This window comes from Nocardia sp. NPDC056100 (genome assembly GCF_042266325.1).
GTDB lineage: Bacteria > Actinomycetota > Actinomycetes > Mycobacteriales > Mycobacteriaceae > Nocardia.
This window is the reverse complement of the sequence record NZ_JBHJVY010000001.1, coordinates 18442-33450: the sequence shown is the minus strand read 5'-3', so window position 1 is coordinate 33450 and position 15009 is coordinate 18442. Positions and strand designations below refer to the sequence as shown.

Sequence of the window (15009 nt, the reverse complement as noted above, 5' to 3'; positions counted from 1 at the left end):
TCCAAGTCGATCGTTGAGCGCAGCAGTACAACCGTTGACACATGAGTCGTTGTTCCCGTCGACCGCTGCGCTGATCCTCGAATCAGGCAGATGGCCGAATGAAACGAGGGATTGCCGTGAATGACAAGCAGACCGTTCTGGTGCTCGGCGGCACCGGGAAGACCGGCCGCCGGGTGGCGCAGCGACTCGAGGCGCTGGGTGTGCCCGTCCGGATCGGATCTCGCACCGCCACACCACCTTTCGACTGGGAGAATCCGGCTGGCTGGGCACCCGCGCTAGAGGATGTGCGGGCCGCGTACGTGAGCTTCCAGCCCGATCTCGCGGTGCCCGGGGCCCCGCAGGCGGTGCGGGCCTTCGGTGAGATGGCGGCGGCGGCCGGAGTGCAGCGGCTGGTACTGCTCTCGGGTCGCGGTGAGGAGGAGGCGCAGCAGGCCGAGAAACTGCTGGCCGACACCGGCCCGGAACTGACGGTGGTGCGCTCCAGCTTCTTCGCGCAGAACTTCACCGAAGGTCAATTCGCACAGGGGATTCGGGACGGTCAGTTGATCCTGCCGGTCGGCGCGGTGCCCGAACCGTTCATCGATATCGAGGATATCGCCGACGTGGCCGTCGCCGCGCTCACCGAAGACGGGCACGGCGGCAAGATCTACGAGGTGACGGGGCCGCGCCTGCTCACCTTCGCCGAGGCGGTCGCCGAAATCTCCGCCGCCACCGGACGTTCCATCGACTACGTGGAGGTCACCCCGGACGAGTACGGTGCCGCGCTGACCGCCGACGGTCTGCCCGCAGATCTGGTGGAGTTCTTGCTCTACCTGTTCACCACGGTGCTGGACGGTCGCAATGCGCGCATCGATGACGGTGTACGGGAAGCACTCGGCTGGGGCGCACGCGATTTCGGTGATTTCGCCCGCGCCGCCGCGGCCACCGGCGTGTGGGACGAGTCGCCGCGATGAGATCCATTCGCACCATCAGCCTCGTCACCGCCGCGATAGTCACCGGTCTGATGGCGGGCCTGTTCGCGGGGTTCGCCTACGCGGTGATGCCGGGCCTGAAGCGCAGCGGCGACGCGGCATTCATCGAGGTCATGCAGAACATCAATGCGGCGATTCTGAATCCGCTGTTCATGACGCTGTTCATGGGCGGGCTCGCGGTGGGATTGGCTGCGGTGGTGACCAATTGGCGCACCGGTGATCCCGCCGTGCGGTATTGGACGCTCGCCGCGTTCGCCTGCTACGTCGTGATGTTCGCGATCACCACGGGGGCGAATGTGCCGCTCAATGATCAACTGGCCGCGGCGGGCGATCCCGCTACCATCGCGGATCCGGCCGCGGTGCGGGAGAAGTTCGAGGGGCCGTGGGTGGCCTGGAATATCGCTCGCGCGCTGGTGAATACGGCGGCGCTGGGATGTTTCGCGGCGGCGCTACTGCGCGCCGGGCGGGCGACCCGCTGAAGCGGTGCGCCCGGAAGCGCACCGCTTCCGGGCGCACTACAGGCTGAACGCCACCGAACGCAGCACCAGCGCGACAATGAATACGATCGTGAACGCGAGATCGATGGCCAGCCCGCCCGCGCGCAGCGGCGGCAGCACCTTGCGTACGGGTGCGATCACCGGTTCGGTCCATTTATGGGTGAAGGTCCGTGCCTTGTACGCCCAGTCCGGCGGGCTGCCCGCCACCGCGATCCAATCCAGCACCATGCGCGCGAGCATCAGCACGATGAATGCCGTCAACAGCCATCCGAGCACTCCGCCGATGAGACTCATGACCAACTCCTTCGTGGTGGCCGGATCGGCCGATGTCGCAGATCGTAACGCCCGGTTTGCGCACCGAACGGTTGAGCGGACGGTGTGTCAGGTCCGGGGCTCACGCCACATCGGCCACAGCAGCGGGCCGCCGTCGGTGGCATCGATCTCGCCGGTCACCTCGAAACCGAAGCGCTCGTAGTAGGGAACGTTCGAGTCCTTGCTTGATTCCAGGTATGCCGGAAGTCCTTCGGCATCACAGCGATCCAATCGCGATGCCAGCAACGCCTTGCCATAGCCTTTGCCGCGCCCGGCGGGCAGCGTGCCGATGGCGGCCAGATACCAGTGCGCCGGATCGTGCGGATGCACCGCGGCCATCTTCTCGGCCATGCGCCCCGCCATGCCGAGCCGGGTGCGGAAGGCGCGAAGGAAGCCGGGCAGGGCGCGCAGACTATTGCGACCTTCGGAGTAACCCGGCGGCTCCCAGATGGCCGCGCCGACCACGGTCCCGGAGTCGTCGATCGCGATATCGACACCGCCGTGGTCGATGCGGTCATATCTGGCCAGGGCGGTGAACATGATGGCGGCGCGCCGCGTCCGGGACGCTGCATCGGGCAGCAGCCAGGAGAAGATCGGATCATCGGCGAAGGCGATCCCGAGTACCCGGGCAAGAGTGGGAATATCCGAACGCTGGGCCTGACGCACGGTGATCTCCATTTCCTCACCGTACTGGCGGTGTCCGATTCGCGCCCGCAACACCGGGTGCACGGCACGCGACAATATGACCATCGACCGCTACACGGCAGGGGAGTGGAATGGGTACGAGGACAGCACGATACGCGGGAATGGCCGTCTGCTGCGTGGCACTGGTCCTGTCCGGATGCGCGAGCAACTCGACAGATTCCGGGCAGTCGTCCACGACACCGCCGACTGACACCGGGGTCGCCGCCCAGGTATCGCCCTCGCCGAGCACGGACGGCGCGCCATCTGTCCTGCCCACCTCCCCGCCGACGACCTCCACCGCACCCACGCCGTGTGGCAACGGCCAGGTCGTGGTGGACGCGACGATCATGTCGCCCGGTATGGGGCATCGCGGTGTGCGCCTGAACTTCTCGGCCGCCCGGGACAGCCAGGCGTGCACATTGACCGGATATCCCGGGGTCGATACGGGTGCCGGTGGCCCGCTACTGCATGCCGAACGCACCCCGCGCGGATATCTGGGCGGGCTCCCCTCCGGTACCGACACTCCACCGACGGTGGTCCTCGATGCCGCTCACGGCGCACAGGCCGTTGTCGAGGGCGTCGCGTTCGACGACAGCGGCACCCAGTGCGCCACCTACACCGATCTGCGGGTCACCGCACCGAACACCACCGATACGGTGACCGTCGCCGCGCGGATCGACACCTGCCACCTACAGGTTCATCCGGTCACCGCCCCGCAGTAGCCGAATCCGATGCGGTGGCCAGCGTGCGGGTGGCGTCGTGGTCATGGGTCGGGATCACGGCGGCGAACTCGCGCGCCAGGTGTAGCCGATGCAGGGTCTTGAAGGCCAGATCGCGGTCGGTGTCCACGAAATTGCCTGGGAACGCCGACTTTTGGCGAATCTGCTGGACCTGCAACTCGTGCCAGGCCGCATCACCGGCCAGCAGAATCCAGCCGCGTTCGGTGAAGGCGAGGATTCCGATGCTCCCGGGGGTGTGGCCGGGGAGATCGACCAGCACGATGCTGCCGTCACCGAAGAAATCCCGACTGCGGGTGAAGGTGAGCACGGGCGGGCCGTCCAGCTCGAATTGACTGACGGGACGGTCCAGTAGCGAGTCGCGGACACCGCCCACCGGTGCGACCGGACCCGAACTGATCCACTCGTATTCGGGCCGATGCAGGTGGACGGGCAGCCCGGGAAGATCGAGCAGACCGCAGACGTGATCCCAGTGCGCGTGCGTCGGCAATGCGAAATCCGGTGCGGGCAGATCGGGTTCCAGGCCCAGCGCGGTGACGGTCGCCAGGGTTTCGGCGGGCGGGCGCACTATGCCGCGCAGTGCCGCGGGCAATTGTGCAATGGCCCGGTGTTCGGCGTCCAGGCAGACGCTCGGATCGACCAGGAAGGTCGCATCCGGATGCTGGACCATGAAGGTGGTCAGCGAATTGGCGATCCGGCGCGGCCGGAAGGAACCCTCCACCACCATGGCCGTCGGCACCGGACGCGGTGCCTGCGCGAGCGCGGTGACCTTCACGGTGCGGCTCGGGGTGGGCAGGCCCGCATCGGTGATCGAGCGCAGGAAACGCTCGTCGACCGGGCGCGGACGGACCATACCGCGCAGCAGACCGGTTGCCGCGGCGCAGCATTGGGCGAAACTGGGGGAACGCACGGGATCCGGCATTGGTTGCACTCTCTGTTCGGTGCCCGGAAACCTTGGTCGGTCGCCGGGAGTGCCGAAAGGCTAAAACTTCACGTCGACATGAAGTAAAGAGGCGAATGATGACTACCGCGCAGGACCTGCGGATCGGCGATGCGGCGGCCGCACTCGGGATCGAGGCGCATGTGCTGCGGCACTGGGAGTCGGTGGGTCTGCTGTATCCACCGCGCAGCCCGTCGGGACACCGCAGCTATGACTCCAACACCCTGGACGTGGCTCGGCTCATCCGGCTGCTCCAGCGAACCGGGCTGTCACTGAGCCAGATCCGCCAACTGGGTGTCGGCGCCTGCGATGACAGGCAGGACCTGATCGCGGGCAAGCGCGCCGAAATTCAGCGGCAGGTCGCACTGTTGCAAGCCACCGAGCGCTTTCTCGCGCACCTGACCGAGTGCAGTCATCCGGTCATCGCCGAATGTCCCGAGTGTTCCGAATTCACCAGGGCGGATTCGGAACTCCCGCGCCAGCTCAGAGCAGGGTGACCCGAACCGGTGCACCGTGTGCCGGAACATGGGTGATGTTCCGGATCCGGGACCGCTCGCCGGTGACACCCTCGGGCAGCGATAGGCGATAGCGGGTGAGGATCTCGCGCAGTACGGCCGTGCCCTCCATCAGCGAGAAGCCCGCACCGATGCAGCGCCGCACCCCACCGCCGAACGGCAGCCAGGTATTGGGCGTGACCGAACCGTCCAGGAACCGTTCGGGCCGGAATGCGGCGGCATCCGGGAAGTTCTCGGTGCGACTGTGCGCCAGCAGAATCGAGGTGGACACCACCGTGCCCTTGGGCAGGGCCTGCCCGCCGATGGTCATATCGCGGGTGAGCCGCCGACCGGTCCCCGCGATAATGGTGCGCAGGCGCATGGACTCCTTGAGTACGGCCTCCAGATACTTCTCGTCACCGTCGTGCGCGGCCCGCCGCGCGGCGTCCTGCACCTCGGGATGCATCGCGAGCTCATGGCAGGCCCAGGACAGCGCCGAGGCCGTGGTCTCATGTCCGGCGAGTAGCAGGGTGATGAGCTGATCCCGCAATTCGGCATCGGAAAGCGGTGTGTCCGAGGGGTTCTCCCCGGATCCGACCGCGAGCAGCCGGGACAGCACATCGGCGCGGTGTTCGAGATCGGGATGTGCGCGCCGCTGGGCGATCTCGCCGTACAGCAGTTCGTTGATGGCGTGCTGGTTCTCGCGGAAGCGCTTCCACGGCCCGCGCCGGTCCAGCCACGGATATTTCCAGCCGAAGAAGATGATCGGATTGATATTCACGATCCGGCGCAGGCGCGGTGCGAGCTCACCGCGGCGGCGCTCATCGGTCATCCCGAAGACCACCTGCATGATGACGTCGAGGGTGAGCTCGTTCATGCTGTCCAGGGTGGGGACGGTCGTGCCGTTCGCCCATCGATCGATATGCGATTTCGCGATCGATTCCACCAGGGTGCGGTAGCCGCGCAGCGAGGATCCGGCGAAGGCGGGCATGAGCAGCCGCCGGGCGCGGGCGTGTTCGGCCTCATCGGTGAGCAGTAGCGAATGCTCGCCCATGATGTGCACCAGCAGCCGATTGCCTTCGCCCGCATGCAGATCGGCCGGATCGGCGGCGAAGATCTCGCGAATGTGTTCGGGCCGCGAGAACACCACCACGTGCTCGGAGTACGGCGGAATCAACTTCAGCGAGAAGGTATCCCCGTATTTGCGGGCCGCCGACTGCAAAAGCGCACCGCGCCACTTTGCATACACTGTCGTCTGGACGATCCTCGGCAACCGGGGGCCCGGTGGATACGCGGTGGTCACAATGCCGATCCCTTCGCTGGGGCCGCTGCGATGCGGCCGCCGGAGACGCTCATTACAGCCTAGAGCTCCGCGCGGACCGGCGGCAGTGCGCAAGCAACTTCGCACCCCGACGCGCCGATACCTATTCCTCGAACGTCACTGTGACGCAGCAGGGTTCGACCTCGACCCCACCGCATTCGCGCAGCGGCGGGCCAATATCTCGATCTGCTCGACCAATTCCGGCGGCTCGACGACCGTGAAATCGGTATCGATCGAGGTGATCATCCAGGACAGCGCCCACGGTGAATCCGCGCCGACGTGCAGCAGACAACTCGAATCGTCGACGGCCTCCAAAACGCCCATACCACTCCAGATTCGGTCCTCGAGCTCGGCGGCCGAACGATCCAGGGTGACGGTGGCCCGATACGGCCAACTGGCGGAAGACAATCGGTGCGATAGGAAGGCCACCACATCACCGTCCGGTGGATCGCGGGGTGCGAAGCGCGGCCCGGTCGGAATGCGCGGCCGCAGCCGATCGACCCGATAGGTGCGCCAGCTCCCGCTCCCGATATCCCACGCCACCAGATACCAGTGCCGATTGAAGTTCACCACCGCGTGCGGTTCGACCTCCTTGATCGATTGTCCGCCCGCGTGATTGGTGTAGTCGAAGCGCAGCCGCTCATGGCGATGGCATGCGTCGGACAGCGCGATGAGCGTTTCCGGTTCCACCCGTGGCGCACCGGGTTCAACTCGCACCACCGCGCGTTGCAGTCCCTGCAAACGATGCCGCAATCGCGACGGCAGCACCTGTTCGAGCTTGCTCAGCGCCCGCAGCGACGCCTCCTCGATCCCCGTGACCGTGCCGCCGGTGGTGGTGCGCAATCCCACCGCGACGGCGAGGGCCTCCTCATCGTCGAGCAGCAGTGGCGGCAAGTGACTGCCCGCGGCGAGCCGGTAGCCGGCCGTGCCCTGCATGGCGTCGACCGGATAGCCCAGCTCGCGCAGCCGATCGACATCGCGGCGCACCGTGCGCGAGCTGACGCCGAGCCGTTCGGCGAGCTCCGCGCCCGACCAGTCACGGTGGGTTTGCAGCAGGGACAGCAGGCGCAGCAACCGAGCCGAGGTTTCGAGCATGCCTACAGATTCGCACGCGCTTAGGACCGAGCCTGACCTAACCGATTTCTATCGTTGAGTCATGACCACTTTCGAGCCCTTCCGCATCGATATCCCGGCCGCCGACATCGACGATCTCAATGCCCGCCTCGCCGCCACCCGCTGGCCGGATGAGCTGCCCGGCGTGGGCTGGAACTACGGCATCCCCACCGCCTACATTCGCGAAATCGCCGACTACTGGCGCACCGAATACGACTGGCGCGTCCACGAGGCGGCCCGGAATCGCCTGCCGCAGTTCGTCACCGAGATCGACGGTCAGCGTGTGCACTTCCTGCATATTCGCTCGAAGTACGAGAACGCACTGCCGGTGGTGCTGGTGCACGGCTGGCCGTTCGAGGATTTCACCGCGGTGATCGGCCCGCTCACCGATCCGGTCGCACACGGCGGCAGTCCGGAAGACGCCTTCCACCTCGTCATTCCGACGTTGCCCGGTTTCGCGTTCTCCGGTCCCACCCGGGAGCCCGGTCAGGCCGCCACCGAGCGCAGCGCCGAACTGATCGCGAAACTCATGGCGGCACTGGGCTATACCCGCTACGGCGCGCAGGGTGGCGACGCGGGTTCCTTCATCGCACCGCATCTGGGTCGCATCGATACCGAGCATGTCGCGGGCATCCATCTCAATGACCCGATCACCATTCCGGCCTGGGGCGATGACGGCTCCGCCTACAGTGCGGCCGATCAGGAGAAGTTGGCCGCCATGCGGGATTGGAGCAGTCAGGAGACCTCCGGTTACGCGGGCATCCATTCCACCCGTCCGCAGACGCTGGCCCCGGCGATCGCCGATTCGCCCGCCGGGCTGCTGGCCTGGATCCTGGATGTGGTCAATACCTACTGCGATCCCGCGAAGCCGACGCCCGATGCCGCCATCGACCGCGATCTGCTGCTGACCAATATCGCCACCCTCTGGTTCACCAACACCATCGGTTCCTCGATGCTGCTGTACAAGGAATCCGGTCAGTGGGGAGCCGATGTCCCGAACTCCGGCGTCCCGACCGGTGTGGCGGTCTTCCCCGGCAATAAGACCGTCCGAGGTGTGGCCGAGAACCAGAACACGGTCGTGCACTGGTCGGAGTTCGATCGCGGCGGACACTTCGTCGCGATGGAAACGCCCGACCTGCTCACCACCGATCTGCGCGATTTCTTCCGTAAGCTGCGCTGACGCGTTCGCCGCACCGGGTGCGGACATGCCGAATCTGCCTGTCCTCCAGCGACTTGGACTAATCGGTCATACAATTCGGCTATGCCCACCAATCGGATCGAGGGGCGTACCGCGGTGTTTGCCGACTGGGCTTGGCAGGCATTGCTGGTCACCGGCATGTGTTCGGTCGGCGTCGGTATCACGCTGGCGGTCTGGCCGAACAAGTCTGTGACGGTCGAGGGCATACTGTGCGGGCTGGTACTGCTGGCCACGGCCGCGTTCCAGCTGATCGCGGCATTCGGTGCAAATATCGCCACCCCGCTCAAGGTGTTGCAGTTCCTCGGCGGTGTGACCGCGCTGTTGTTGGCGCTGTGGTGCATCAACAGTGGGCAGTGGGTGTTGTTGCTGGCCTTGTGGATCGGAATGGGCTGGATGGTCCGCGGTGTGGTGCTGGCGATCACCGCGGCCTGGTCCGATGAGTTCGTGGGGTCGGGCTGGCAGGAGATCATCGGACTGGTGACCGCCGGGGTGGGCATGGTGATCGCGGTCGGGCCGTTCGAATCGATCGTCTCGCTGTCCATCGCGGTCGGCCTGTGCACCGCGCTGCTCGGGGCCAGCGAGATCTGGACCGCCGCGCGAGTCGAGCACACCGGGGTCGGCGTCACCGCCTGACGTACCGACACCGTCGAAATTCCCTAATTGCCGCATGTTTGCCGGTACGGTTTCCGCTATTCGTGAACTCGTGGGATCCGACCGTGCGACGGAGTCCGCCGCCGGTCCTGGTGAGAGGCGGGATAGATGGCGCGCAGCAGCGGAAACACCCTCGATGGCGAATTGACCGAGGCGCTGATCCGCTCCCGGCGCTTCTTCACCCGCACCGAGATGTCTCCGGATTTGCGGAGTGAGTATTTGCGGGGTGGTCGGCAGGCGGACGACTTCTATCGCGACCGCTGGTCCCATGACAAGGTGGTGCGCTCGACGCACGGGGTGAACTGCACCGGATCGTGTTCGTGGAAGGTGTTCGTCAAGGACGGCATCATCACCTGGGAGACCCAGGCCACCGATTACCCCTCCACCGGTCCGGACCGACCCGAATACGAGCCCCGCGGTTGCCCGCGCGGTGCGGCGTTCTCCTGGTACACCTATTCGCCGACCCGGGTGCGCTATCCGTACATTCGCGGGATTCTGCTGGAGCTGTATCGAGAAGCCAAGCGCCGCACCGGAGATCCGGTGCTGGCCTGGGAATCGATCATCTCGGATCCGGAGCTGTCCCGGCGGTACAAGAGTCTGCGCGGACGCGGCGGCCTGGTGCGCACCAGTTGGGATGAGGCCGTCGAACTCATCGCCGCCGCGCATGTGCACACCATCAAGGCGTACGGACCGGACCGCATCGCCGGGTTCTCGCCGATTCCGGCCATGTCCATGGCCTCGTTCGCGGCGGGCTCGCGATTCATGTCGTTGATCGGCGGCGCGATGCTGTCCTTCTACGATTTCTACGCCGATCTGCCGGTCGCCTCACCGCAGGTCTTCGGTGATCAGACCGATGTCCCGGAGTCCGGGGACTGGTGGGACGCGGGTTATCTCATCATGTGGGGCTCGAATGTCCCGGTGACCCGCACCCCGGACGCGCACTGGATGGCCGAGGCGCGCTATCGCGGTCAGAAGGTCGTCTCGATCGCACCGGACTACGCCGACAATGTGAAGTTCGCCGATGAGTGGGTGGCCCCGCATCCGGGCACCGACGGTGCGCTCGGTTTCGCCATGGGGCATGTGATCCTGCGCGAGTTCTTCGTGGACCGGCAGGTGCCGTACTTCCAGCAGTATGTGCGCCGCTATACCGATCTGCCGTTCCTGGTGCGATTGGACAAGAGCGCGGATGGTTTCCGGCCGGGCAAATTCCTCACCGCCGCGGATCTGCCCGAGTACGCGGATGAACCCAATGCCGCGTTCAAGACGGTGCTGCTCGACGGTGCGGGAAAACCGTTGGTGCCCAACGGCTCTCTCGGCTTCCGCTATGGCGAGGCGGGCGCGGGCAAATGGAATCTGCAGCTCGACGATGTGGAGCCGCTGCTGACCATGGACGGTCAGGGCGCGGTGCAGGTCTCGCTGCCGCGCTTCGACACCGGTGACGGTTCGGCCGCCGAGATCGTGCGCGGGGTGCCCGCGCGGACCATCGGCGGGCATCTGGTGACCACGGTGCTCGATCTCATGCTCGCGCAGTACGGCGTACATCGCCCGGGCATGCCGGGGGAGTGGCCCACCGGATACGAGGACGCCACCCAGCCCGGCACACCCGCCTGGCAGGAGACCATCACCGGTGTTCCGGCGCCGGTGGCGGCCCGGATCGGCCGCGAATTCGCCGCCAATGCCGAGGAATCGCGCGGGCGGTCCATGATTCTGCTCGGCGCGGGCACCAATCACTGGTTCCATTCCGACACCATCTATCGGACGTTCCTGGCGCTCACCACCTTGACCGGATGCCAGGGTGTGAACGGCGGCGGCTGGGCGCATTACGTCGGCCAGGAGAAGTGCCGCCCGGTGACCGGGTGGGCGCAGGTGGCCAACGCGCTGGATTGGACGCGACCGCCGCGGCAGATGATCCAGACCGCCTACTGGTATCTGCACACCGATCAGTACCGCTATGACCCGTTCAGCGCGGACGCGCTCACGACGACCAATGGGGCGGGCCGGTTCACCGGCCGCTCGACCGCCGATCTGATCGCGCAGACCGCCCGTATGGGCTGGATGCCGTCGTTCCCGACGTTCGATCGCAATCCGCTCGATCTGGTCGACGAGGCGGAGGCGGCCGGGGTCGCACCGGCGGATCACATTGTGGGGCAGCTCAAATCGGGAGAACTGCGGTTCGCCTGTGAGGATCCGGACGAGCCGCGCAACTTCCCGCGTCTGCTCACCATCTGGCGCTCGAACCTGTTGGGCTCCTCCGCCAAGGGCAATGAGTACTTCCTCAAACATCTACTGGGCGCGGACAATTCGCTGCGCGCCGAGGAAGCGCCACCGGAGGCCCGGCCGAAGGACATCGTCTGGCATGACGAGGCGCCGGTCGGCAAGCTGGATCTGCTTGTCACGCTGGACTTCCGGATGACCAGCACCACCATCTTCTCCGATGTGGTGCTGCCCGCCGCCACCTGGTACGAGAAGCATGATCTGTCCTCCACCGATATGCATCCGTTCGTGCACTCGTTCAGTCCGGCCATCGCGCCGCCGTGGCAGACCCGCACCGACTGGGATGCGTTCATGACCATCGGCGAGGAGTTCAGCAAGCTCGCGCGCAAACATCTCGGGGTGCGCAAGGATCTGGTCGCGACCCCGCTGCTACACGACACCCCCGATGAGATGGCCAATCCGCACGGCATCGTGCGGGACTGGAAAACCGGTGAGTGCGAACCGATTCCGGGTGTGACCATGCCGCGGCTGACGGTGGTCGAGCGCGACTATTCGGCCGTGTACGCCAAGATGAGTTCGCTCGGACCGCTGCTGGACAAGCTCGGCGCGACCACCAAGGGCATCACCTACGAGGTGGAGCGTGAGATCGAGTATCTCGGCCAGGCCAATGGTCTGGTGCACGGCGGGCCGGGTGACGGTCGGCCATCGCTGCTGCGCGATGTGAACGCCTGCGAGGCGATCCTGGCGCTGTCAGGAACAACCAACGGCCACTTGGCGACTCAGGGTTTCCGGACGCTGGAGAAGCGCACCGGGACAGCGCTCGCGGACCTCGCCGCCGAGCACGAGGGCAAGCGCATCACCTTCGCCGACACCCAGGTCGCGCCCGTCCCGGTCATCACCTCACCCGAGTGGTCGGGTTCCGAATCCGGCGGCCGCCGCTATTCGCCGTTCACGGTGAACGTGGAACGAAACAAGCCCTGGCACACCCTGACCGGCCGCCAGCATTTCTATCTCGACCACGATTGGATGCAGGAGGTCGGCGAGCAATTGCCGGTCTACCGCCCGCCGCTCAATATGACCGCGCTGTTCGCCGAACCGCGGTTGGGTGAGCAGAACGCGCAGGGTCTCACGCTGCGGTATTTGACCCCGCATTCGAAGTGGTCCATTCACTCCGAATATCAGGACAACCTGCTCATGCTGAGCCTCTCGCGCGGCGGTCCCACCATCTGGATGTCGAACCTCGATGCCGCGAAACTCGGTATCGCGGACAATGATTGGATCGAAGCGGTCAACCGCAATGGCGTGGTGGTGGCCCGCGCGGTGGTGTCGTACCGCATGCCCGAGGGCACGGTGTACATGCATCACGCTCAGGACCGGCTCATCGATGTCCCGCTCGCGGAATCCTCGGGTAAGCGCGGCGGTATTCACAATTCGCTGACCCGGCTGCTCATCAAGCCGACGCATCTGATCGGCGGCTACGCCCAATTGTCCTTCGCCTTCAACTATCTCGGCCCGACCGGCAATCAGCGCGATGAGGTGACGGTAATCCGCCGTCGGAGCCAGGAGGTCCAGTACCGATGAAGCCCATGGCGCAAATGGCGATGGTGATGAACCTCGATAAATGCATCGGCTGCCACACCTGTTCGGTGACCTGCAAACAGACCTGGACCAATCGCGCGGGCGTGGAATACGTCTGGTTCAACAATGTGGAAACCCGTCCGGGACAGGGCTATCCGCGTACCTACGAGGATCAGGATCGCTGGCGCGGCGGCTGGGAGCTGACCCGCAAGGGCCGGTTGCGACTGCGCGGCGGCGGCCGAATGCACAAGCTGTTCACCATTTTCGACAATCCGATCCTGCCGGAGCTCTCGGACTATTACGAGCCGTGGACCTATGACTACGAGACGCTGACCACCGCGCCGGTGCAGCAGCACACGCCGGTGGCGCGGCCGAAATCGCTGATCACCGGCGAGGACACCAAGATCACCTGGTCGGCCAACTGGGATGACAACCTCGGTGGCGCACCGGAACTCACCGGTGGTGACCCGCTGCTCAAACAGGTCGGCGATAAGGTGAAGTTCGAATTCGACCGCACCTTCATGTTCTATCTGCCGCGCATCTGCGAGCACTGCCTGAATCCGGCCTGTGCGGCGTCCTGTCCGTCCGGCGCGATCTACAAGCGCGAAGAGGACGGCATCGTGCTGGTCGATCAGGACAAGTGCCGCGGCTGGCGCATGTGCGTCTCGGGGTGTCCGTACAAGAAGATCTTCTTCAATCACCGCACCGGTAAAGCCGAGAAATGTACGTTCTGCTTTCCGCGCGTGGAGGTCGGGCTGCCGACGGTATGCGCCGAAACCTGTGTCGGCAGACTGCGATACATCGGCGTCATGCTCTATGACGCCGATACCGTCGCCGAGGTCGCGGCCACGCCGGATGAGAAGGATCTGTACGCCGCACAGCGCGACGCGTTCCTGGATCCCTTCGACCCTGCTGTGATCGCCGCCTGCGAACGCGCGGGCATGCCGCGCGATTGGGTGCAGGCGGCACAGAATTCGCCGGTGTACGCGCTCATTCGCAAGTATCGGGTGGCATTGCCGCTGCATCCGGAATACCGCACGGTGCCGATGGTCTGGTACATCCCGCCGCTGTCGCCGGTGGTCGACGCACTGCGCGATACCGGGCACGATGCCGAGGATCACGGCAATCTCTTCGCCGCCATCGACGCGCTGCGTATTCCGGTGGAGTATCTGGCCGAATTGTTCACCGCGGGCGATCCCGCACCCGTGGACGCGGTACTGCGCCGCCTGGCCGCCATGCGCAGCTATATGCGCGATATCAATCTCGGCCGCCCTTCGCGTCCGGAGATCGCCGAGCGGGTCGGGATGACCGAGGAATCGCTCTACGATATGTACCGGCTGCTCGCCATCGCCAAATACGAAGAGCGCTATGTCATTCCGACCGCGCACGCCGAACAGGCGCACGGGCTGGAGGAATTGGCCACCGATTGCAGTCTCGATTACGACGGCGGTCCGGGCATGAACGGGTGGGGGCCGTTCGGCGAGAGTTCCGGGCAGCCGACACCGGTCGCGGTGGAGAACTTCCGCATGTTGCAGGACCGGCAGACCGCGGACAGCCCGTCGAGTATGGCGGGCTCGGGCCGGGTGAACCTGCTCAACTGGGACGGTCGTGGCGCGCCGGACGGGCTCATGCCGCAGTCGAACGGCGGAAGGCATCGCAAATGAAGCTGACCGATTCGATGCGCTCGGGAGCCTGGCAGGTGCAATCGCTGCTACTGGCGTATCCCGATGAGAGACTGCTGGATTCGCTGTCACTGCTGTGCCGCACGGCCGCCGCGCTGCCCGAACCGGTCGGTGCGCCGCTGCGCTCGCTGCTCGATCATCTCGAGCGCGGTGCGCCGCTGGCGCTGGCGACCGAGTACGTCGACACCTTCGATCATCGCAAGCGGTTCAGTCCGTATCTGACCTGGTTCCTGTACGGCGACACCCGCAAGCGGGGAATGGCGCTGCTGCGTTTCAAACAGCTGTATCGCGCGTCCGGGATGGAGCTGGACGATGGTGAGCTGTCCGATCATCTCGCGGTCGTGCTGGAGTTCGCGGCCGCACACCCCGAACCCGGCGGACAGTTGCTGTGCGAGCACCGCGCGGGTATCGAGGTCATGCGAAAAGCCTTGCGCGAGGCGGGTTCTCCGTGGACCGGAGTGCTGGATTCGCTATCCGCGACGTTGCCGCCGCTGCGCGGTGAGGAGAGCACCGCCATCGCCCGGCTCATCGCCGAGGGTCCGCCCGGTGAGGATGTCGGGCTCGAACCGTTCGCTCCGCCCACCTATATGCCGCAGATGATCGGAGGCCGTCGATGA

At 65.8% G+C, this 15009-nt stretch carries 14 protein-coding genes; 9 read left to right on the top strand and 5 right to left on the bottom strand.

Annotated elements, in window-relative coordinates:
- The first annotated feature begins 98 nt into the window (after positions 1–98).
- Together ACFC0O_RS00160 and ACFC0O_RS00155 are read left to right on the top strand one after the other, a co-directional pair.
- Positions 99–953 carry an NmrA family transcriptional regulator gene (locus tag ACFC0O_RS00160; RefSeq protein ID WP_375952147.1) on the top strand — a complete coding sequence of 285 codons (855 nt, stop codon included), beginning with the start codon at positions 99–101 and terminating at the stop codon, positions 951–953.
- Entirely contained in the window at positions 950–1450 is a 501-nt protein-coding gene (locus ACFC0O_RS00155; protein ID WP_375952144.1) for a DUF1772 domain-containing protein, read from the top strand. The genes ACFC0O_RS00160 and ACFC0O_RS00155 overlap by 4 nt, the downstream gene beginning before the upstream one ends.
- Positions 1451–1486: 36 nt before the next feature.
- Here the strand turns inward: ACFC0O_RS00155 and ACFC0O_RS00150 are convergent, their stop codons facing one another.
- Together ACFC0O_RS00150 and ACFC0O_RS00145 are read right to left on the bottom strand one after the other, a co-directional pair.
- The gene (locus ACFC0O_RS00150) at positions 1487–1762 is read right to left on the bottom strand and encodes a YggT family protein (RefSeq protein ID WP_364634659.1); all 276 of its coding nucleotides are present in this window, start codon (positions 1760–1762) and stop codon (positions 1487–1489) included.
- 87 nt (positions 1763–1849) lie between these two features.
- Positions 1850–2458: a GNAT family N-acetyltransferase gene (locus ACFC0O_RS00145; protein WP_375952141.1), complete on the bottom strand. Its 609-nt coding sequence runs from the start codon at positions 2456–2458 to the stop codon at positions 1850–1852.
- 98 nt (positions 2459–2556) lie between these two features.
- On the opposite strand from ACFC0O_RS00145, the gene ACFC0O_RS00140 reads away from it, so the two are divergent.
- A complete protein-coding gene (locus ACFC0O_RS00140) occupies positions 2557–3186 on the top strand; it encodes a DUF4232 domain-containing protein (RefSeq protein WP_375952139.1) in 630 nt (209 codons plus the stop codon).
- Here ACFC0O_RS00140 and ACFC0O_RS00135 read toward each other — a convergent pair.
- The gene (locus ACFC0O_RS00135; RefSeq protein ID WP_375952136.1) at positions 3170–4123 is read right to left on the bottom strand and encodes an MBL fold metallo-hydrolase; all 954 of its coding nucleotides are present in this window, start codon (positions 4121–4123) and stop codon (positions 3170–3172) included. The genes ACFC0O_RS00140 and ACFC0O_RS00135 overlap by 17 nt on opposite strands.
- 98 nt (positions 4124–4221) lie before the next feature.
- Here ACFC0O_RS00135 and ACFC0O_RS00130 point away from each other — a divergent pair, with 98 nt between their 5' ends.
- Complete coding sequence (locus ACFC0O_RS00130) at positions 4222–4638, top strand: MerR family transcriptional regulator (protein WP_375952133.1); 417 nt, start codon at positions 4222–4224, stop codon at positions 4636–4638.
- On the opposite strand, the gene ACFC0O_RS00125 is transcribed toward ACFC0O_RS00130, so the two are convergent.
- Both ACFC0O_RS00125 and ACFC0O_RS00120 read right to left on the bottom strand, forming a co-directional pair.
- Positions 4625–5938: a cytochrome P450 gene (locus ACFC0O_RS00125; protein WP_375952130.1), complete on the bottom strand. Its 1314-nt coding sequence runs from the start codon at positions 5936–5938 to the stop codon at positions 4625–4627. The genes ACFC0O_RS00130 and ACFC0O_RS00125 overlap by 14 nt on opposite strands.
- Before the next feature lie 135 nt (positions 5939–6073).
- Positions 6074–7051, bottom strand: coding sequence for a helix-turn-helix transcriptional regulator (locus ACFC0O_RS00120; RefSeq protein ID WP_375952127.1), 978 nt, complete (start codon positions 7049–7051; stop codon positions 6074–6076).
- 61 nt (positions 7052–7112) lie between these two features.
- Between ACFC0O_RS00120 and ACFC0O_RS00115 the strand changes: the two genes are divergently transcribed.
- From ACFC0O_RS00115 to narJ, 5 genes are all read left to right on the top strand, one after another.
- A complete protein-coding gene (locus tag ACFC0O_RS00115; RefSeq protein ID WP_375952124.1) occupies positions 7113–8249 on the top strand; it encodes an epoxide hydrolase family protein in 1137 nt (378 codons plus the stop codon).
- 81 nt (positions 8250–8330) lie between these two features.
- Positions 8331–8900 (top strand): DUF308 domain-containing protein, encoded by a 570-nt coding sequence (locus tag ACFC0O_RS00110; RefSeq protein ID WP_375952121.1) that lies wholly within the window; start codon positions 8331–8333, stop codon positions 8898–8900.
- Between the two features lie 126 nt (positions 8901–9026).
- Positions 9027–12713 (top strand): nitrate reductase subunit alpha, encoded by a 3687-nt coding sequence (locus tag ACFC0O_RS00105; RefSeq protein ID WP_375952118.1) that lies wholly within the window; start codon positions 9027–9029, stop codon positions 12711–12713.
- Positions 12710–14374, top strand: coding sequence for a nitrate reductase subunit beta (narH, locus tag ACFC0O_RS00100; RefSeq protein ID WP_375952115.1), 1665 nt, complete (start codon positions 12710–12712; stop codon positions 14372–14374). The genes ACFC0O_RS00105 and narH overlap by 4 nt, the downstream gene beginning before the upstream one ends.
- Positions 14371–15009, top strand: a complete 639-nt coding sequence (gene narJ, locus ACFC0O_RS00095) for a nitrate reductase molybdenum cofactor assembly chaperone (protein ID WP_375952112.1) — start codon at positions 14371–14373, stop codon at positions 15007–15009. Before narH ends, narJ begins: the two co-directional genes overlap by 4 nt.